Raw genomic sequence first — 18,760 nt, forward strand, 5'->3', positions numbered from 1 at the left:
GTCAGGTACTCCTCGGGAACGTGTGGCCGGCGGGCGGGTAGACGGGCACGGACCGGTCGGTCAGCAGGCCTTCCATGACCACTGACTCAAAGTCGGCGGCCAGCTCGGTGCGGGGCTCGTGCTGGAAGGCGAGGTCGGCCGCGTCCAGGAGCCACGTGGTGCGGGCGTTGTCATCACTGGGGGACTCGGACCACTTCACTGGGAACCTCCCTGTTCAGAGACGTGAGCGGGGGTGTCGGGGAAGGCGCACAGGATGCACATGCCGAGCGAGGTCGGCAGGCAGTAGCTGTAGATCACGTGGCACTTCGGGCAGGTGCGGCGGGCGAGCATCGCCAGGGCGAGCGCACCCCACTTGCGCGAGGTCATCGGCCGCACCGGGCGGGCGAGGTCGACGCGGTAGAGGTAGGAGACCTGTACCCCCGCCTTGCGGCCCCGGTGGCGGCGCATCACCTGCGCCGCCACCGGCTGACCGCCCGGCCTCAGCCCGCGCTCACGCAACTGCCGACGGGTCGCGTAGCCGTCCGGGGCCAGCCGCCACGGAAACGTGGGCACCCCGTACTGACTACCGGTCGGGTCGTAGCACTTGGCGAACGTCACGGACGTCATGCCGCCACCGCCACCACGGGCGCATCTGTGCGGGCGCCGCGTCGGCCGGACCGGCGCCCGGCGACCGTGGCGAACAACCGTCCCAGCCCCGCCCGCCGCAATCCGGCACGGCCCTGCTTCGCCGCGTACATCGCCTCATCCGCCCTGCGCAGCAGACCGGACAGGTCATCAGCGGGGAAGTCACAGGCACGTACCCAGCCGAGTGAGACGGTGGTGTGCACGTCCGGGTTGTGGCCGTCGGCTGGCCGGGCGAGCACTCCGTGGAGCACCGTGAGCAGATCGGCAGCGGTGCCGTGGTCGTCGATGAGGACGGCGGCGAACTCATCGCCCCCGAGCCGTCCGGCGACCCCGGACCGGCCGACGTGGTGGGCGAGCCGGTCCGCAGTCGCCTTCAACAGCACGTCCCCGGCGGCATGCCCGAAGGTGTCGTTGATGTGCTTGAAGCGGTCGACGTCGGCGAGCACGACGACCGCACGCGGGTCCTTGAGCAGGGCCGTGGCGCGCTGGGTGAACCCGTCGCGGGTCCGTAACCTCGTGAGCGGATCACGCCGTGCGGTGCTCAGCCGGGCGTGCAGGCATCGCACGTGCAGTGCCCACCCCGCGGCAAGCGGCAGAACGGTCGGCAGGATGGTGGTCAGGGTGTTCATGCCGCCACCCCTTCGGTGCTGTCGGCGTTGCCGTCGACGGGGTGCAGGTGCGGGCCGTCGGCACGTTCGGCGAGCAACAGGTCCCGCAGCACACGGGAGTTGGCGGCTGAGCAGTGCAGCGTGGTGCGGATGGCTTCGGCGTTGACCGCGTCGTCTTTCCAGTCGGCCGTAGCCGTACGGGCTTCGGCGAGCAGCTCCGCAGGAGTCCGCGCCGCCCGGCCGGTCTTGCCCTTGGGTGCCTGGGGAGCGCGCTTGCGCGGCGCCTTGGGCGTCTCCTGCTTCGGCGGCTCCCGGGCCGGAGCCTTCGGCGGCACAGGTGCCATGTACTCAGCGGCCGGAGCCAGTTCACCCAGCTTCAACAGCACCCGCTCGGGGCGGGGTGTCTTGGAGCGCCACTTGCGGCCGTGCTGTTCGCGCAGGTGGGCGCGGGCCAACTGGCGTTCCCGCTCACGGCCCAGCGCCACCGAGTAGGAGGTGACCTCCCACAGCGTCATGCGCCGCCACAGACCGAACGTCGACAGCGGGGCGAGCAGCCACCGGGAGAACCGGATCTTCTCCATCCGACGGCCGGTGACGGCGCCGATGCGGGACGCGTAGACGTGCGCGGCGACCTCGGACAGGACCACCCACAGCAAGGGCATGGTGCCGTGGGCGAGCTTCGCGGACAGGGAGTGCCCGGCCGCGATGTTCAGCCAGCACGTCACCCCGGTCAGCACCCACGGCACGAACCGCACCCAGCCCAAGGGCATGTCCGTACGGATCAGCAGCAGGAACGCCGCGGTGAACACCGGAATCGCGGCGTCGATGCCGACAGGCAGCATCCAAGGGGAGTCGAACCCCCATCGGGCGCCGGCCGTCGACACGGCCTCGAACGACGACGCGAGACCAAGTCCGCCGACTCCGGCCGCGAGCACCGCGACCGTGCCCAACAGGATCTTCTCGGGTTTCGACAGTGGCGGCACCTCCGGACGTCCGGCGGTGGCTGTCGTCTCGGGGGTAGGGGTCTGGGAGGTCACTGCCCCTCACCACCCTGCGAGGCACGAAGCTGCGCGTTCATCAGTTCCGCCTGCACGTCCGCCACCTGACCGGCGACGATCCGCTCGTAGACGGCCTGACCTTCCAGGAACATGCGGTCGTCGAAGTTCAGCCCGTCGCTCATGCCGCGGCCCCCTTGCGGGAGTTGCCGCGGCGGCCGGCGAACCGGGCCAGGGGGATGACGTCGAACAGCTCGGGGTGCGCGTCGACGACCTCGGCCGCGATGCGGATCAGGTCGTCGGGAAGCTCCGGGTTCTCAGCGAGGATGTCGCGCGCCGCGTCCAGACGGGCCGCGCGCTCCATCTCGCTCTCGCCCTCCACCCCGAGCCACAGCTCAACCGGGGTACCCAGAGCCAGTTCGATGAAGTCGTTTGTCGAGACGGCCTGATGGCCGCCGATGTAGGTACGCAAGACAGCTCTCCTGATGTGGGAGGGACAGACAGATGCCGGGCGGTCGTGGCCTGGTGGTGAGAGGCGATCGCTCGGGGTGTGCGACCCAAAGCCGCAGATGCGGCGGGGTAGTGCCCCGGCCGGGAGTCGAACCCGGCCCGTAGACCGTCGGGGCTGTGTGGTCTCTCATTCGGGGACGCGGCTGCCGGTTCAAGGAACAGCTCGCTAGGGCCCCGTTGTAGGCAGAGACCTTCTGCCATCCGGACTGCCAAGGGATCGCCTGAAACAGACGACTGTCCGGTGCCCTCCCCCCGTCCAATGCGGGGCTCCTGGTCGTGCGGTCTTGCAGGTCAAGCGCTTACGGGTACAGCCGGCTGAGCCCTTCCGGGCTTGTCGTACTAACTTGTAACAGCATGTACTAGCACGAGCCACGGCGCAAGAGGTCGCCACAGATTCGTGCTAGGTCGTACTAGGGGTGGGTACGCTCGATGGCGTGATGAGCGCTGAAATCTCGAAAGACGACCCAAGGCCAGAGTCCGAGCAGGCGGCCGACATCCTGCGGCAAGAGATCCTGCGTGGTGACATCAAGCCCGGAGGGCATGTGGGCTCCGTGCGAGACTTGACCGAACGGTTCAAGATCTCGGGAATGACAGTGCAGCGGGCCCTTGCGATCCTCCGTGAGGATGGGCTCATCATGACGACGTCGCGGGGCAGCTATGCCCGCGACCCGGAGCAGGCCGGTGAAGGCAGCGGAACCGACGCGGTTGTCGACGTTCCCGAAGTGCTGCGCCGGCTCGAACATCTCACCTCCCAAGTCTCGGAACTTCGCGGCAGGGTCGAAGCTCTCGAAAGTCGCTCCGAACCGGGTGGTGCGTGATCTGCAACCAGCATGCGTGGAACGGGAGTTGTGAGGTAAGTGACAGCCCGGGGACGGCAGAGCAGGGGAGGGGACATGCCCGGTGACACCCCCCTGTCACCTTCCCTGTCCCCCCGGCTCGCGCGCGAGACTCGGAGCAGGTACTCGGAGGAGGGCGCATGACCGACGACAGGCCCGCATGGGCGCGACGGATCGCGGCTGAACGCGCGGCGCGCGACTGGTCGCAGCGTGACGCAGTCAGGGCTCTACGGGCGCACGCTCCGACGGAGCTGCCGGCGGAAGACAGCATGATCCGCCAGTGGAAGCGCTGGGAGTCCGGCCAGACACCGAACGACTTCTACCAACCGATCATCGCGGCGCTGTTCGGCACGGTGACACACGCGCTCTTCCCTGCGCCATCACGGCGCGATGGGGACAGGGAGATCTTGGCGGCGAGCGGAATGGAGACGCTGGAGATCGTGAGCCGCCTCAACCGGTCCGACGTCGACAACTCCACGCTCGATGCTCTGCGGATCACGGCCGACCGGCTCAGCTCGGAGTATCCGTTCATGCCGAGCGAGCAGCTCCTGATCGAGGGACGGCAGTGGCTCCGCCGCGTCGTCGACCGTCACAAGAAGAGCCTCACGCTCGCGCAGCACCGCGAGGTTCTCGCGCTGTCCGGTTGGCTCGCACTACTGGTCGGCTGTGTCGAGTACGACACGGGCGCCCGCCACGCTGCCGAGTCAACGCGACAGGCCGCGCTCTCGCTCGCGACCGAAGCTGAGCACGCAGAGGTCGCCGGGTGGGCTCATGAGATGCGGGCATGGTTCGCCCTCACAACCGGCGACTACCGCGGCGTCATCGCCGCATCGCGGGCCGGAGCGGAAGCGGCGCCGCATCACGGCGTGGCTGTGCAGCTCGCAGCTCAGGAAGCCAAGGCATGGGCACGGCTCGGGGACCGCCGGCAAGTTGAGGTCGCGCTGGACAAGGGGCGACGGATGCTCGAAGCGATGCCGTACCCGGAGAACCTGGATAACCACTTCGTGGTGGACCCTGCCAAGTTCGACTTCTATGCAATGGACTGCTACCGCCTGGTCGGCGAGGACCAACTAGCCCGCACGCTCGCCGAAGAGGTGCTAAGGGCAGGAACAGACTTCGACGGCATCGAGCGCTCGCCGATGCGCAACGCTGAGGCCCGCGTCACTCTGGGTGTCACCGCAGCACGTGAAGGCGACTTGGAGCAGGCACTCATCATGGGTGAGCGCGCCCTCGAAGGGGACCGGCAGTCGGTACCGTCGCTCATCATGACCAGCCGCGAACTTGCCGCAGAGATGCGGCGCCGGTATAGCTCCGAGCCAGCGGCACAGAACTACCTTGCTCGGCTTCATTCACTCGCCGAGCAAAGGCCTGGATTCATGCCTCGCTGAGACTCCAACAGGTGAAACCAAGGCGCCGTCGCGCAACTAAAGTGGCAGCCTTCATTTCGATGGCATCGCCTTCCCCAATGTATCGAGAATTCTAGCCGACGAATCACTCCGTGGCGCAACCAGAGCCAAGACTGCCGCCACAATCAACGTCAGCCGAATACTGTCAGCAATTTTGTCCTGCCCAGAAATTGGCGGCACCAAAGGAAGTATGATCGCAGCAGCAATCAGCAGCACCACCGGAAAAACATGCTTGATTGCAATCTTGATCCGCTCCTTACGGACGACATCAGGCGCACCTTCCAGCAATTTGCTGCGATCATTGACAAGCAGGGCTTGAGTGCCACTCGTGAGCGAAAGGGCTACCTTCTCAAAGTCGCTCGCACTTGAAGCACACACGATCACCTTCTTGTGCTGACGAACTACGTGGGCCACCTTCAACGCTTCAACCGAAGTCTGCGAGAACAAATCAGGGTGCCAGCGGCCAATACGATGAGTCAGCGATAGCTCAGACTGAACCGTCCGTGCAAGATATTCGAGTTCCATGACAACATCGCGCGAAACCTGAGGATAGTGCCATTTCGATTGACTCCTCGAAACCAATGCTGCAGCATCCAGCATGGCCAATGCGGCGGCGATGTGAGTGCAGTCAGGTCGAACGAGCCTCGGCCCCACAGCCTTGCGATAGATCGACAAAATTGCGAATCCACTAAGAAGGAATGCCAGCGGAAACGCTGCCGCTCCGGTTACGAAAGTTGGCCATGCGGCTCCCACTAGCGGGTAAACAACAACCGAAGAGATATAAGCTACGAGATTCAAGAACATGAATATTCGCGCAACGCTCGACCTTCGACGCTTTCCGCGAATCCTTCTTATCACCCGCGGCACCAGGATAGTGAAAATAAGTAGACCCGAGAGCCCACCTACAATCAATCCACTTGAATCAGTTCTCGAATTTGAATTCTCAAACCATACTTGAGCAAGAAAAGCAAGAAAACACGCCAGTGTAAGTGTACTGAAAAAGATCAAGCGCATCCGACGGTGCACAAAATATTGATACGGTGCACGCGCGAAACAAACATTGCGTCTCACCGATTTTCGGAAAGTGCGACGCTGTACCGAATCCAGGCCGGGCAGCTCATCGACTGCCGCGCATGCTTCATTGACTGCCCTGCGGTAAGCCGCAATCGCACTTGGTTTCACGGAATCAGACCTTCTTCCATTGATGCTCTAATCAGTAAGCGGCTGGCCGCCAGAGAAATTAAAGCAGGATTTAGCTCGATCCGCTGGGAAATTGACAGGTATCGTCGATACGGCGCCACGCCCTTCATCGGCCCCTGGGAGCATGCATGCCACAGTTCTCTCGGCATCAACAGGCAGCACGATCAGGCCTCCCTCTCCTCTGCGCGCCGTCGGCAAGCAGGGGGCCAAACAGGGGGCCAAACGGTGCAGCCGCACGAGGACCGTCCCGGACAGTGATGGACAGTCCCGGAGCCGAACGAGCAGCCCTGATAGCGTGGTTGCCACGTCACGAGGGCCCTTGACCGCGTTCGGGACGAAGAGGTCGTGGGTTCAAATCCCGCCACCCCGACAGTAAAACGCCAGATCAGGGGCTTGATCCGCATCGCGGGTCGGGCCCCTGAGTGGTTTCTGGAGATCGCTTGGGAGAAATCTGGGAGAAGATCTTGGTCGGCTTCTCCCAGGAGCAGTCTCCGGTGCCGCAGGAACAGCGGCGCTCGCGCGCCCGATGACCTGCGCATTCGCGAATCCGGGGCTCGTAGCTGACCAGTAACACCCGTGCGGGCCACCCCAACAGTCGTTAGGAACGCCGCATATGGCAGGTCACCGCTCAGCTCCTTCTCACAACCGGGCCCGTGCGCTCGCCCAGCGGGTACGTGCGTTAAGGGAAGACCGTGGGTGGACGCGGGAACGGCTGGCGAAGGAGGCAGGCATCGCCATCGGAACGCTGGGCCGTCTGGAGAGCGAGGGAGCGATCCAGCCAGGTTTCCTGACCGTTGGCGCGGTGGCCGAGGCTCTTGCGGTCTCTCTCGATGATCTGTTCCGGGCGACCCAGGTCCCGGCCGTCACGCCCGGCCTTTGGTCCGCCGGATACGAAGGCCGGGACATCGACTCGTTCGTCGCCTCGCTCGTCGACAGCCACATCGGTGTCGTGGCGGACGTACGGCTCACGCCGATCAGCCGTAAGAAGGGCTTCAGCAAGACCCGCCTCGGAGATGCCCTGGCGGAGGCCGGTATCGAGTACACGCACCTGCGTGGCCTGGGCAATCCGAAGGACAACAGAGAGCCCTTCTGGGACGGCCGCCTCGAAGTAGGGCGGGCACGCTTCCGTGGCCTGCTGCAGTCCGAGGAGGCGCAGTCCGACCTTGACCGCCTCGCGGAACACGCCCGGCAGTCGCGGGTGGCGGTGCTGTGCTTCGAGAAGGACGAGAGCCGCTGCCACCGGCAGGTCGTCCTGGAGACGGTTCGCAAGCGGGCCACCGTGCCGGTAGTTCCCCTGGCCTGACTTCACCCCTCGCTCCTGGACGCGCTCTTGCCCGTAGCGCATGCCTCTCCTCCAATCATCAGATCGGGAGATCTGTGGAGGGGGCAACCACGGGATCAGGGAGTCGACAACGCGCACGGATCATGATCACGGTCAAGACATACCCGGAGTTGTCCAACAAGTACCGGGAGACCAGCTGTGTGGCAGGCATACGTCTGGATGAGGGTGCGCCTCGGCATGTGCGCCTGTTTCCCGTCCCCTTCCGGCTCCTGCGGGAGGAAGACCAGTTCCGGAAGTACTCGATCATCGAGGTCGATGTCGAGTCCCACGGCAGGCGGGACTCACGGCCCGAGAGCCTGCGGCCGGACTTCAGCACCCTCAGGATCGTGGGTGCCGTACCGCCGGGCGGCGACTGGAAGCAGCGGTACAAGTACGTCGAGCCACTCGTCGCACCATCCCTCTGCGCGATCAAACGGGATCAAGCTCAACGCGGCACCTCGCTCGGCGTCTTCCGGCCCGCCGAGGCAAGCTTTCGGCTGATATCTGCCGAGCCCTGGCCTGCGTCCAAGGCTGCGCTGGCCGATCAACTGGATCTCCTGGAGCAGGACTTGGCCCCACTGGAGTGGCTGCCGCTGGAGTTCCGCTACCGGTTCCGCTGCGCGGACAACACCTGCCCGACGCATGACATGTCGTTGAAGGACTGGGAGGCCGGCGCGTCATACCGCAAGTTCCTCCGTAAGTACGGCGAGCGTGCCGTACAGGACAAGCTGCGAGAGCGCTGGTACGACTCGATCTTCACCCGTGATCGCGCAGTCCACTTCTTCGTCGGCAACATCGCGGCCCACCCCAGGACGTTCATGCTGCTGGGCGTGTTCTACCCGAAGGCGCATGTGGTCGAGTACGTGCAGGACAGCCTGTTCGGCGTTTGACGACGTGTCACCCCCTGGTCCCCGCGACTGGCGCTCCCGGAAGATCCTTCATCTCGTGCCGCGAAGCCCGGATCTTGGACGAGCCCGAGGCTAATGTTGTGCGCCTTGTGTCGGCGCGTGCGCAGCCCGGGAGTTGTGGTTGCCGACGGGCGCACGCGCCGCAGGGGGCGATCATCGACCAGGGGGGCAAGTGGAGCCCGGGCGACGGGCCTCTCGCTGTACGGCATGGGGCTCCGCCTGCCGCTCGCGGACCGGGAGCTGTCGCCAGCTGATGGGGCATCATGCGGCTCGCCCGGGTCAGAATCGACTCCCGCAGGGTCATCAGCCCGCTCAGGCCGATCCGGATGATGGCCATGCTCGAGATAGAAGTTCCCGGCGGGCGTGACCTGCACCTGGACGGCCCCGCCACCGCGCTTGACCGTCACCAACGCGCGGTCTCGCAACGCGTACACCGAACTCCACTCACTCGCGCCCCGCGCATCAAGCCCCTCACCGGCCGCGAGCCGGCCGAGAAGTGCCCGCTGCCGATCGTTCAAAGGAGACCACCGATGCATGGACCCAGCCCACACCGGGCATGGGCGGCCCGCAACAACTCGTACGAGTGACACCACACCTGGAAAGCCGTCCAGAGCAAGCAGAACGGTCTCCAGCGTGCCGAACTCTGCTGGTTGCCGCCCGGATGTCAGTGGCGTGGGCCACCATGGATACCGCGCAGTCATGACGAACCGTGGGGGGAACCGCATGACCACTGACGAGCCGCAATCCGGGCTCCCCATCAATGGGTACCGACCTGTGGCCCGGTCTGGCGGTCTGGACGGACCGCGACTGCGGCTGAGGCCGGGCGACGAGTTCAGCACGTGGTCGCGGCGAACGCGGCGCGGTCCCCGATGATGTCCACCGTCGGCATCGGGCCCACGAGGGAACGGAGTGCGCCGACGGGCACGGACGCCGAGCGCGCCAGGTTGGCAGCCCGGGACGTGGACCCTCCGGGCGAGAGTGCCCGCATGACCGTACGGAACAAGAAGCCCTTCCCATACGTCGTCCGCGCATGCGGCATCGCCGGAGACGAGACGGCGACAAGGTGATCGCCGCAGCCCAGAGGGGCCTTGCGGCGTCAGCACGGTCGCCACACCACAGGATCTCAACGGCATGTGCGGTCACAGGTCGGCGGTCGCGTCGCTGCCGGGGGGCCGTAGGAGTCGGAGGATCATCTCGACAGTGCGCTCGATGGGGCGGTTTCGCGCTGTGGCGGTGAACAGGAGGGTGCGGGTCAGTACGGCGCCGAGGAGCATGTCGAAGACATCGTCCGGGTCCACGGCGGGGTCCACGCTCCCGGGCGGCGCGGCTCGCAGGATGTCCTGGAACTGGGGCCGCGCCGACACGCGCAGCAGCATCTCCGGCGGGCGGGGGCGGCTCGATGTCTGGGTGTGCGCGAAGAGACCGGCCGCGGCCGCGCGTGCCGCGGGAGCGCTGAAGGCCGCCAGGTAGGCGCGGATGAACCGGCGGAGATCGCGGCGGAGATCGCCCGTCGGCCGGACGCTCAGCGGGCTGAGCCCGGGGAAAGTGGCTTCCTCGATCAGCTCGATCCGGGACGGCCAGCGGCGGTAGATGGCGGAGGCGTGCACGCCTGAGTGTTCCGCCACCGCTTGGATGGTCGTCGCGTCGAAGCCGCGCTGGACGAGGAGTTCGCGCGTTGCCGCGAGGGCCCGTTCGTTGATGCTCGTGTCGCGTGGACGGCCCGGGGCGCGGCGCGGTTCTGCCATGCCGGTGATTGTAGTGACGGGCCGGTCTTCGCTGAATTATAGGAGACGGTCTTCTGTAATTGTCCTCGTGTGGCTACAGTCCCAAGGAGGGGGGACGGACTGCGGAGGAGACGCTGATGCGTGCTGCTGTGCTGCGGGGCGGAACGGTCGAGGCACGGATCATCGACGATCCGGTTCCCGGACCGGGCCAGCTCCTCGTCCGCTCGCTCGCGTGCGGGATCTGCGCATCGGACCTGCACTTCATGGACCATCCGGAGGCGGGCGCCGACGACGACAGCGGGATGTCCACGTACGACCAGGACGTCGACATCGTGATGGGCCACGAGTACTGCGCCGAGGTCGTCGACCACGGCCCTGGCACCGAGCGACGCATCCCCGTCGGCACTCGTGTGAGTTCCCTGCCGGTGCTGTCCACACCGGCCGGGCGCCGGATCATCGGGCAGAACCCGGACTCGCCCGGCGGGTTCGGCGAGTACTTTCTGCTCACCGAGGCCACGACCCGGGTCGTGGCCTCCGACCTCCCCAGCGAGGTCGTCTGCGTCGCCGACGCGATCTCGGTGGGCTGGTCGACCGCCTCGCGCGCCCAGGTCACGGCCAAGGAAGTGCCGCTGGTCATCGGCTGCGGCGCGGTCGCCCTGTCGGTGATCGCGCGGCTGAGGCGCCTGGGCGTCGGCCCGATCCTGGCGGCCGACTTCGTGGCCTCGCGACGCAGGTCCGCGCTGGCCATGGGGGCCGACGTGGTCATCGATCCCGCCGAGGTCTCGCCGTACCTGGCCTGGCGTGACGTGGTGTACGGGCCCGCCGACTCGACGAAGGACATGATGACGGCGATGGCCGGCCGCCTGCCGGGCTGCGTCGTCTTCGAGTGCGTCGGTGTCCCCGGCGTCCTCGACTCGATCATCAAGGGGTGCGAACGCGGCACCCGGATCTTCTCCGCGGGCGGTCCGCCAGAGGGTGACCACCTGCACACCCTGACCGCCAAGCGGAAGGGCATCAACATCCAGTTCGGCGGCGGCCCGTTGCCGGCCCACTGGGACGAGGCGTTCGAGGCGGTCTGCTCGGGCGGCCTCGACGTCATGCCGATGCTCGGCCGGACCGTCGGCCTCGACGAGGTGCCCTCCGCGCTCCACGCCGCACGCGACGCCAACGGGCCGCCCCGCATCGTCGTCGTGCCCTGAGCCGAGTTCAGAACAGCGCAGTACGTCCCAACGACCGTACGTTCGGAAAGGGCCATGACGGATGAGGGAGACCGACGAACTCCGGACCGCGGTCGAGATGCTGGCGGCGAAGGTGCGCGTCCTTGAGGACCAGATCGAGATCATGCAGCTCGTCGCCCAGTACGGACCCGCCGTGGACAGTGGCTCGGGTGAGGCCACGGCGGCGCTCTGGACCGACGACGGTACGTTCGACGCTGCACCCCACCTGCGAATGCGGGGCCGGAACGACATCACCGGCATGGTCCACGGCGACGGCCACCAGAGTCTGATCCGCAACGGCTGCGGCCACGTCCTGACCGTGCCGCACATCGTGGTCGACGGCGACCGCGCGACCGGTCGCAGCCATGCGCTCAACATCCGCTGGGACGCGGACGCCGACCGGTTCTGGGTGGCCAGGGTCTCCGCGAACACCTGGCGCTGGGCGCGCACCCCGCAGGGCTGGCGCATCACCGAGCGGATCAACGCCAACCTCGACGGCACCGCCGAACACCGCGGCCTGCTGGCCCCGCCCGCCACTGACGGCCATCTGGAGGACAAGTGAAGATCGGATTCATCGGGCCGGGCCGCATGGGCCGACCGATGCTCGACCGCCTGGTGGCCGCAGGTCACGACGTCACGGTCCACGTACGGCGCCGGGAGGTCCCCGCGACTGCGCAGGTCCGCGGGCTGACCTGGGCCGACACGGTCGCCGCGACGGTGGGCGGCGCGGACGTGGTGTTTGTCGTCGTGCTGACGGACGAGCAGGTGCGGTCGGTGTGCCTCGGTCCGGACGGCGCGATCGCGGCCATGAAACCGGGGGCGACGCTCGTACAGCACACCACCTCCGATCCCGAGACCGCGCAGCTGCTTGTCGGGGTGGGTGCGGACCGTGGGATCAGGGTGCTGGACGCCGCGCTCTCGGGCGGCCCGCACGACATCGCGGCGGGCAGGCTCACGCTGTGGGTCGGCGGAGACGAATCCGTGTTGGAGGAGATGCGTCCCCTGCTGGAAACGTATGCGTCGCCGGTCATGTTCGTGGGCCCGGCCGGCAACGGTCAGCGGGTCAAGCTCGTCAACAACGCTCTGTTCGTGGCACAGGTGGGCCTCGCGATCGACGCGGTGCGTCTCGCGGGCTCGCTGGGGATCGAGGAGAGGACGATCCTGGCCGCCGTCCAGCACGGCAGCGGCACCAGCCGCGCCTTCGGCGTGGTCGCCGGGGGTGGGTCGGTCGACTCGCTCGCGGAACGTCTTGGGGACTTGATGCGCAAGGACATCGCCGTGGTGTGCGAGGTCGCGCGCAGCGCGGGGGCGGACCTCGGGATCATCGGAACGGTCCTGTCGTCGGACGCGGTCGAGAAGAAGGTGCTCCGTCCGGCCGGGCGCTCGACGGAACGTCATGACCGTGCGGGGCCGCCAGGCGCCGCGGATCCGGTTCCAGAGACGTAACCCGTTGTGAGGAGCGCGAGATGGCTGAAACTCTGACAGCCGAGTACGGGGCGTGGGGCATCGTTGCCGGCGGGTCCGACGGCGTCGGACCCGCGTTCGCCCACCGGATGGCCTCCCGGGGCATGAACATAGAGGGCCGCCGCCAGACCGTGCACGGTGGTGTGGTGGACGGGGCTTGCAGAAAACCTTGTTGAAAATCCAGGGCGTGGATCTTCGACAAGGAGCACGAGCCGGACCCTCTGACACAGCGCGGGTTGCGCCGTTCGGGGCGCGGCCAAACCTGCGGACGCCATTGAAGTGACGTTAATACGCGGCTACGCTCATCTCGCTCCACGACTCAGCATTAGACCAGTCGGTCGAAAAGTATCTGCACCTATTGGCGGGAGATTCCATGCACGGGCACGATGTCCGCTTAGGCGGGCCCACAGCTGTGCAGGCTGCATCATGAGCGCCGAGGGCACCGCGTTCGCCGACCGCTACGGCCCATGGGCGATCATCGCCGGGGCATCGGACGGGGTGGGCTCCGCCTTCGCCCACGCCATGGCCGAGCGCGGCCTCAACGTCGTCCTCCTCGCCCGTCGCCAGGCGCTGCTCGACGAGGTGGCCGAGGCCATCCGCCACAAGACGGGGGTAGAGACCCGGACGGCGGCAGTCGACCTGTCGCTCCCCGATGCCATGGCGAAGATCGCGTCGGCCACCGACGGCCTCGACGTGGGCATGGTGATCTACTGCGCGGGCGCCGACCCACTCTACGAGCCGTTCCTCGACCACCCCGTCGACATTCCCGTGGCCATGATCCAGCGCAACTGCGTCGTGCCGATGCGGATGTTCCACCACTTCGCGCAGCCGATGGTCGAGCGGGGCCGGGGCGGGCTCATGCTGCTCTCTTCCGGGGCCGGGTTGCGCGGCGGCGCCAACATGGTGGGCTACGCCGCCACCAAGGCGTTCGACATCGTGATGGCGGAGAGCCTCTGGGCGGAGCTCGAAAGCCGGGGCGTCGACGTGCTGTCACTCGTACTCGGTGGCACCGACACACCGTCGCTGCGCCGGGTACTGGCCCGTCACGGGCAGATCGCCGGTGAAGACGACCCCGTGCCGATCCCCGGTATCGCCACGCCTGAGCAGGTGGTGCAGGAGGGTCTGGCCAACCTGACCAACGGGCCGACGTGGCTCGTGAGTGAGGAACAGCGCGAACACGCCCGGCAGCTCGGCACGATGACTCGCAGCGAGGCTGTCAGGGCGATGCAGGAACGCGCTGCGGCGTTGATGGCCACCGCGCACAACCCTGAGGCGTCGTCGTGAACTCCTCACTGACCCAGGATGTGAGCGACGTGCTCGTCCGCTACGCCACCGGCATCGACCGACGCGACTGGGCCCTGTTCCGGACCTGTTTCACCGAGGACTGCGACGCCGACTACGGCGACATCGGCCGGTGGCACGGTGCCGACGCCATCACCGCGTGGATGGACGAGGCGCACCAGCGGTGGGGCGCCACCATGCACCGCATCACGAACCAGGCGGTCAGTGGCGAGGGCGATCGCGCCACCTCCCGCTCGTACGTCGACGCACTGTTGATAAGCCCGGACGGCCGCACGGGGACCCGGGCCGTCGGCTACTACGACGACAATCTGGTGCGCACCGACGAAAGCTGGAAGATAGCCTGGCGTCAATTCGTGTTGGTGTCCTTCCGTCGGGAGCCCGGCCTTACGGATGGCGCGCCGTGACCGCGGCCGAGAGGGCGGGCGCCAACGCTCCCTCGGCCGACGGGATGCTGCGGGCCGGCGTCGCGGGAATGCTCATCCCGCCGCTTCCCCCGCTGGCATTCACGCTGCCACCGGAGCTGTCGACGGCCTGGGCGTCCGAGGTAACCACCACGGGTTGAGGCGTCACTCCTGCATCGCCCTGCAGAAGGCCGCCGTCCAGGACCGCGGCATCCCTCTGCTCTCCCAGCGCTCGGCCTACGAGGACCTGGTGGTGGGCACCCTCCGGGTCCAGCTCCCCAAGTGACCGTCCCCGACCGCCCCTTGTACGCGATCTACGGCCCCGGTGCCGTGCCGCGAAGGATCGTCATCCTGCTCGAATTCACCACTCGGTGATTCAGGGAGAATCCGATCCCCGCGATCGGGACGTGAAAGGGCGCGGCCTGGCGGGCCCCCGGTGTGCTGAGGACAGGAAGCGGTGGTGATTCGTGCCCCACCCGGTCGGGGTGCGCGCGGTACCGGTCGCGGCAGTGACGGGCCACGGCTCGATGCCGTCGATGCCAGTGTGACCCGTGGAGTCCGGGCCCGGGCGCGCTAGCCGGCCTGCCGGGGAACGGGCAGGATCCAGGAGCCGTCGACTTCTGCCACGGTGAGGGGAACCAAACTGCTCGTACCGTTTCTCCGGTCCCCTTCTCCAGGGCGTGGGCGGCCATCGCGGCCAGGAAGGCGTGTGCCGGCACGGCGGTCCCTTGCCGCTTGGGCTCCTCATGTACCGCGCGGCTTCGCGCCCGGCGTTTCCGGCCCCCGGACCCGGGCCCTGTCCAGGGTGAACCCCACCTCCGCTCCCCCTCCCGGCCGGGTCCGCGCGAAGACGGTTCCCCCGTGGGCCTCGGCGACATCGCGGACGATGGCCAGGCCGAGCCCGGAACCGGGCAGAGATCGAGCGGTGTCGGCCCGGTAGAACCGGTCGAAGACGCGCTCGGCGTCGGCGGCGTCGATGCCCGGCCCGTGGTCGCGCACGGTGATCCGGCCCTGCCGGACGTGCACCTCGATGGGGTCATCGCCGTCGGGGTCGAACTTGACGGCGTTCTCCAACAGGTTGCCCACCGCCCGTTCGAGCCCTTGGCGGCGGCCCATGACGACGGAGTCGTCGACGTCGAGCAGGACGAAACACCCGGTGCGGCGATGTACGCGCTGTGCCGCGCGCCGGGCGAGCGCGGACAGCTCCACCGGCTCCTCGGGCTCCTCACGGTCCCGGGCCATGGCCAACTCGACGAGTTCGTCGACCAGTTGGCCGAGTTCGGCGGTCTCACCCTCGACGTCGTCCAGGAGCCGGTCACGGGCGTACGGGGAGAGCTCGGTGACCCGGCGCAGCACACTGGCGTTCGTGCGCAGGCTGGTCAGCGGGGTGCGCAGTTCGTGCGCGGCGTCCTGCACCAGCCGCTCCTGGGCCTCGCGTGCGGCTGCCAGCCGGTCGAGCATCCGACCGAACGACGCCGAGAGCCGCCCGACCTCGTCGCGTCCGTCGGCCAGGATCGCGCCGTCGGCCCGGCCGTCGACGCTGATCTTCTCGGCGACCCGGGCCAGGAGTTCCAGGCGCCGGGTGATGCGCCGGGCGAGCGCCCAGCCCACGCCCGCCGCCACGAGCATGACCGCGAGACTGGCACCGGCGATCTCCCGGGCCAAGCCGCCCAGCACACGATGGGTCTGGTCGATGTGTACAGCCGCCTGCAAGGCCCCGCGATCGCCCCCGAGCGCGGTGCTCAGCAGGCGGAACGTGCGAACGCCGACCTTCACCTCGGTGATGTCCGTCTGTCCGGTGGTGCCGGAGACGGCGAGGGTTCGCATGGTGTCGGACACGGGCAACCGCACGGTCGGGCCGCTCAGGTGGGTGGCCGTGCCGTCCTGGCCCACTGCACGCGTGATCACGGTCCGCACGCCCTCGTCACCAGGTCCTGGCTGGTCGGTGCCGGGGTACAGGTCCAGGGTCGGCGCAGGCGTCCCGGAGCCGGGCAGCGCCCGGTCCTGATCGCCGGCCGCGGCCACCGTGGCCGACCGGAGCGTATTGTCGATCTCCGCCATGATTCGGTCGGAGGCGGCGCAGTAGCTGAGTCGCCCGACAACCGTGGCGACCACGGCACCGACGACCGCGAAGGCGAGCGCGAACCGCAGACACAGACTCGGCTCGAAGCGCACCCGCAGACTCCTGAGCCTCATGGCCGCCGCACCGCGTAACCCACGCCACGCACGGTGTGGATGAGCTGAGGCGCACCGGCGTCTCCCAGCTTGCGCCGCAGATAACCGATGTACCCGGCCAGGTTCTTGGCGTCCACAGTGAGAGCGCTGCCCCATATCTCCCCGTAGACGGTGGCATGGTCGAGCACGATGCCCTCGTTGCGCACGAGCAGCTCCAGCAGGTCGAACTCGGTCTTGGACAGCCTCAGTTCGGCCTCGCCCCACAACGCCTGCCGCCCGGCGGGATCGATCCGCAGCGAGGCGATCCGCAGCTCGGCCCCGGGCTTTTCGGACGCCGCGGCGTCCATGGCGTCCGTGGCGTCCATGGCGTCCGGTGCCTGCCCGGCACGGCGCAGCAGGGCCCGCAGCCTCGCCAGCAGTTCGGGCACCGCGAACGGCTTGGGTAAATAGTCGTCGGCGCCCGCGTCCAGGCCGACGATCCGGTCCGGGGTCCCGGCCCGCGCGGTGAGCATCAGCACCGGAGTGCGGTCGCCGTCGGCGCGCAGCACCCGGCACACCCCGACGCCGTCGACGTGAGGCATCATCACGTCCACGACGAGCACGCTGAAGGAGTCCCGGCGCGCCCGAATCAGCGCCTCCACCCCGTCGACGGCGGTGACGACGTCGTACCCCTCCAACTCCAGGGCGCGTTCCAGGGATTCACGGATCGCACGGTCGTCGTCGGCTATGAGGACACGGTTACGCATGCGCTCATGATGACGCACGGACCGTCGACGAAATCGTTGTCGATTCTCATCCGACTCCCGAAAACCTCCCGCCAAGGTCTGAGGAAAGCCGTGCACGATGGGGAACTCCCGATCATCCGCCCCACAGGAGTCTCCATGCGCCGCACCATGACAGCTCTGGCCATATGCGTCAGCCTGGGCGTCACCGGTTGTTCCGCCACCGAAACCACGTCCTCGTCCTCCACCGCGGCCCTGACCACGGGCCGGAACGTGTCGAGCATCAAGGGCCCCGGAGGCGCGAACACCGCCCAGGTCGTGGCCGCCGCCAACGCGTTCCTCACGACGCTGTCCGACGAGCAGAAGGACACGGCTCTGTACGACTTCGGCGACGAGGTCAAGAAGAGCGGCTGGACCAACTTCCCGGACGGCGTCATCCAGCGCAACGGCCTCATGATGGGTGATCTCACCGACGAGCAGCAGACCGCGGCGATGAAGGTCATGGAGGCCGCACTCAGCAAGAAGGGCTACGAGGAGCTCGTCGAGATCCGCGAGGCGGACGACTACCTGGCCGCGGCCGAGGACTCCGGCGGCACCGCCTCCCCCAGGCCCACGCCCACCGGCATTCCCAGCGGCGGCCCCAGCGGCGGTCCCGGCGGCGGCACCGGGGGCGGTGCCGTCAACTTCGGCTCGCAGTACTACTACATCTCCTTCTTCGGACAGCCCAGCAAGAACGGGCAGTTCATGGTCCAGTTCGGCGGCCACCACGCCGCGTACAACATCACCTACGCCGGGAAGAACGTGAGCATCTCGCCCACCCTGACCGGTGTCGAGCCGATGCAGTTCAACTGGGAGGAGAAGTTCTACCAGCCACTGGAGGACAAGAGGACCTCGACCATGGCGGCCGTCCAGTCGCTGACCGCGAGCCAGCTGACCGCCGCCGAGATCGACGGCAGCTTCGACGACCTCCTGCTCGGCCCCGGCAACGACGGCCCCTTCCCCGCCGAGCCCGAGGGCGTCCTCGTCAGCAGCCTGAGCAAGAAGCAGCGGGCCAAGGTCACCGCGATGCTCGCTGCCTGGGTCGACGACCTGGACGAGAAGTCCGCCGCGCGGCTCCTCGCCAAGTACGTCTCCGAGTACAACAAGACGTACATCGGCTGGAGCGGCGGGACGACCATCAACGACGTCAACACGTATGTGCGCCTCGACGGCCCGTCCGCCTGGATCGAGTTCTCCAACCAGTCCGCGGACGAGGAGCCCGGCGTCCACCAGCACACGATCTTCCGCGACGAGACCGCCGACTACGGCTGGAACTGACGGAAGCAACGGGTGAGGAGGAACGCGAGA

23 protein-coding genes are annotated in these 18,760 nt (G+C 67.7%); 12 read left to right on the forward strand and 11 right to left on the reverse strand.

The window, feature by feature from the left end; genetic code table 11:
* Position 1: 1 nt before the first annotated feature.
* Genes G3I71_RS03960 through G3I71_RS03985 form a run of 6 tightly spaced genes read right to left on the reverse strand, consistent with a single transcriptional unit; the run spans position 2 to position 2,699 of the window.
* Positions 2 to 199 (reverse strand): hypothetical protein, encoded by a 198-nt coding sequence (locus G3I71_RS03960; RefSeq protein ID WP_164312503.1) that lies wholly within the window; start codon positions 197 to 199, stop codon positions 2 to 4.
* A complete protein-coding gene (locus tag G3I71_RS03965; RefSeq protein WP_164312504.1) occupies positions 196 to 606 on the reverse strand; it encodes an RRQRL motif-containing zinc-binding protein in 411 nt (136 codons plus the stop codon). Before G3I71_RS03965 ends, G3I71_RS03960 begins: the two co-directional genes overlap by 4 nt.
* Entirely contained in the window at positions 603 to 1,253 is a 651-nt protein-coding gene (locus G3I71_RS03970) for a GGDEF domain-containing protein (RefSeq protein WP_164312505.1), read from the reverse strand. Before G3I71_RS03970 ends, G3I71_RS03965 begins: the two co-directional genes overlap by 4 nt.
* Entirely contained in the window at positions 1,250 to 2,269 is a 1,020-nt protein-coding gene (locus G3I71_RS03975) for a DUF2637 domain-containing protein (RefSeq protein WP_343242839.1), read from the reverse strand. Before G3I71_RS03975 ends, G3I71_RS03970 begins: the two co-directional genes overlap by 4 nt.
* Positions 2,266 to 2,412 carry a hypothetical protein gene (locus G3I71_RS03980; RefSeq protein WP_164312506.1) on the reverse strand — a complete coding sequence of 49 codons (147 nt, stop codon included), beginning with the start codon at positions 2,410 to 2,412 and terminating at the stop codon, positions 2,266 to 2,268. Before G3I71_RS03980 ends, G3I71_RS03975 begins: the two co-directional genes overlap by 4 nt.
* The gene (locus tag G3I71_RS03985) at positions 2,409 to 2,699 is read right to left on the reverse strand and encodes a hypothetical protein (RefSeq protein WP_164312507.1); all 291 of its coding nucleotides are present in this window, start codon (positions 2,697 to 2,699) and stop codon (positions 2,409 to 2,411) included. The genes G3I71_RS03980 and G3I71_RS03985 overlap by 4 nt, the downstream gene beginning before the upstream one ends.
* A 475-nt stretch (positions 2,700 to 3,174) precedes the next feature.
* Here G3I71_RS03985 and G3I71_RS03990 point away from each other — a divergent pair, with 475 nt between their 5' ends.
* Complete coding sequence (locus G3I71_RS03990; RefSeq protein ID WP_143677191.1) at positions 3,175 to 3,555, forward strand: GntR family transcriptional regulator; 381 nt, start codon at positions 3,175 to 3,177, stop codon at positions 3,553 to 3,555.
* A 158-nt stretch (positions 3,556 to 3,713) separates the two neighbouring features.
* Positions 3,714 to 4,961 (forward strand): XRE family transcriptional regulator, encoded by a 1,248-nt coding sequence (locus G3I71_RS03995; RefSeq protein WP_164312509.1) that lies wholly within the window; start codon positions 3,714 to 3,716, stop codon positions 4,959 to 4,961.
* Between the two features lie 51 nt (positions 4,962 to 5,012).
* Here G3I71_RS03995 and G3I71_RS04000 read toward each other — a convergent pair whose 3' ends face one another.
* Complete coding sequence (locus tag G3I71_RS04000) at positions 5,013 to 6,161, reverse strand: hypothetical protein (protein ID WP_164312510.1); 1,149 nt, start codon at positions 6,159 to 6,161, stop codon at positions 5,013 to 5,015.
* 631 nt (positions 6,162 to 6,792) lie between these two features.
* On the opposite strand from G3I71_RS04000, the gene G3I71_RS04005 reads away from it, so the two are divergent.
* Together G3I71_RS04005 and G3I71_RS04010 are read left to right on the forward strand one after the other, a co-directional pair.
* Positions 6,793 to 7,482, forward strand: coding sequence for a DUF488 family protein (locus G3I71_RS04005; RefSeq protein ID WP_164312511.1), 690 nt, complete (start codon positions 6,793 to 6,795; stop codon positions 7,480 to 7,482).
* A gap of 122 nt (positions 7,483 to 7,604) precedes the next feature.
* A complete protein-coding gene (locus tag G3I71_RS04010; RefSeq protein WP_164312512.1) occupies positions 7,605 to 8,390 on the forward strand; it encodes a hypothetical protein in 786 nt (261 codons plus the stop codon).
* Positions 8,391 to 9,240: 850 nt separating this feature from the next.
* Here the strand turns inward: G3I71_RS04010 and G3I71_RS04015 are convergent.
* Positions 9,241 to 9,396 carry a hypothetical protein gene (locus G3I71_RS04015; RefSeq protein WP_164312513.1) on the reverse strand — a complete coding sequence of 52 codons (156 nt, stop codon included), beginning with the start codon at positions 9,394 to 9,396 and terminating at the stop codon, positions 9,241 to 9,243.
* 151 nt (positions 9,397 to 9,547) lie between these two features.
* Complete coding sequence (locus G3I71_RS04020; protein ID WP_164312514.1) at positions 9,548 to 10,153, reverse strand: TetR/AcrR family transcriptional regulator; 606 nt, start codon at positions 10,151 to 10,153, stop codon at positions 9,548 to 9,550.
* Between the two features lie 116 nt (positions 10,154 to 10,269).
* Between G3I71_RS04020 and G3I71_RS04025 the strand changes: the two genes are divergently transcribed.
* The 7 genes from G3I71_RS04025 (at position 10,270) to G3I71_RS52585 (ending at position 14,802) form a co-directional block, all read left to right on the forward strand.
* The gene (locus tag G3I71_RS04025; protein ID WP_164312515.1) at positions 10,270 to 11,331 is read left to right on the forward strand and encodes a zinc-binding dehydrogenase; all 1,062 of its coding nucleotides are present in this window, start codon (positions 10,270 to 10,272) and stop codon (positions 11,329 to 11,331) included.
* Between the two features lie 61 nt (positions 11,332 to 11,392).
* Positions 11,393 to 11,911, forward strand: coding sequence for a nuclear transport factor 2 family protein (locus G3I71_RS04030; RefSeq protein WP_164312516.1), 519 nt, complete (start codon positions 11,393 to 11,395; stop codon positions 11,909 to 11,911).
* Positions 11,908 to 12,795 carry an NAD(P)-dependent oxidoreductase gene (locus G3I71_RS52580; protein WP_164312517.1) on the forward strand — a complete coding sequence of 296 codons (888 nt, stop codon included), beginning with the start codon at positions 11,908 to 11,910 and terminating at the stop codon, positions 12,793 to 12,795. Before G3I71_RS04030 ends, G3I71_RS52580 begins: the two co-directional genes overlap by 4 nt.
* 444 nt (positions 12,796 to 13,239) lie before the next feature.
* On the forward strand, positions 13,240 to 14,097 hold the full coding sequence (locus G3I71_RS04040) for an SDR family NAD(P)-dependent oxidoreductase (RefSeq protein ID WP_164312518.1): 858 nt from the start codon (positions 13,240 to 13,242) through the stop codon (positions 14,095 to 14,097).
* Positions 14,094 to 14,519, forward strand: a complete 426-nt coding sequence (locus G3I71_RS04045) for a nuclear transport factor 2 family protein (RefSeq protein ID WP_164312519.1) — start codon at positions 14,094 to 14,096, stop codon at positions 14,517 to 14,519. Before G3I71_RS04040 ends, G3I71_RS04045 begins: the two co-directional genes overlap by 4 nt.
* Positions 14,516 to 14,677, forward strand: coding sequence for a hypothetical protein (locus tag G3I71_RS04050; RefSeq protein WP_164312520.1), 162 nt, complete (start codon positions 14,516 to 14,518; stop codon positions 14,675 to 14,677). Before G3I71_RS04045 ends, G3I71_RS04050 begins: the two co-directional genes overlap by 4 nt.
* Positions 14,674 to 14,802 carry a hypothetical protein gene (locus G3I71_RS52585; RefSeq protein WP_343242840.1) on the forward strand — a complete coding sequence of 43 codons (129 nt, stop codon included), beginning with the start codon at positions 14,674 to 14,676 and terminating at the stop codon, positions 14,800 to 14,802. The genes G3I71_RS04050 and G3I71_RS52585 overlap by 4 nt, the downstream gene beginning before the upstream one ends.
* 458 nt (positions 14,803 to 15,260) lie before the next feature.
* Here G3I71_RS52585 and G3I71_RS04060 read toward each other — a convergent pair whose 3' ends face one another.
* Together G3I71_RS04060 and G3I71_RS04065 are read right to left on the reverse strand one after the other, a co-directional pair.
* Positions 15,261 to 16,712: a cell wall metabolism sensor histidine kinase WalK gene (locus G3I71_RS04060; protein WP_164312521.1), complete on the reverse strand. Its 1,452-nt coding sequence runs from the start codon at positions 16,710 to 16,712 to the stop codon at positions 15,261 to 15,263.
* Complete coding sequence (locus tag G3I71_RS04065; protein WP_164312522.1) at positions 16,709 to 17,437, reverse strand: response regulator transcription factor; 729 nt, start codon at positions 17,435 to 17,437, stop codon at positions 16,709 to 16,711. The genes G3I71_RS04060 and G3I71_RS04065 overlap by 4 nt, the downstream gene beginning before the upstream one ends.
* Positions 17,438 to 17,572: 135 nt before the next feature.
* Between G3I71_RS04065 and G3I71_RS04070 the strand changes: the two genes are divergently transcribed.
* Positions 17,573 to 18,730 carry a DUF3500 domain-containing protein gene (locus tag G3I71_RS04070; protein WP_164312523.1) on the forward strand — a complete coding sequence of 386 codons (1,158 nt, stop codon included), beginning with the start codon at positions 17,573 to 17,575 and terminating at the stop codon, positions 18,728 to 18,730.
* Positions 18,731 to 18,760: the final 30 nt, after the last annotated feature.

This window comes from Streptomyces sp. SID12501 (genome assembly GCF_010550245.1).
Lineage (GTDB): Bacteria > Actinomycetota > Actinomycetes > Streptomycetales > Streptomycetaceae > Streptomyces.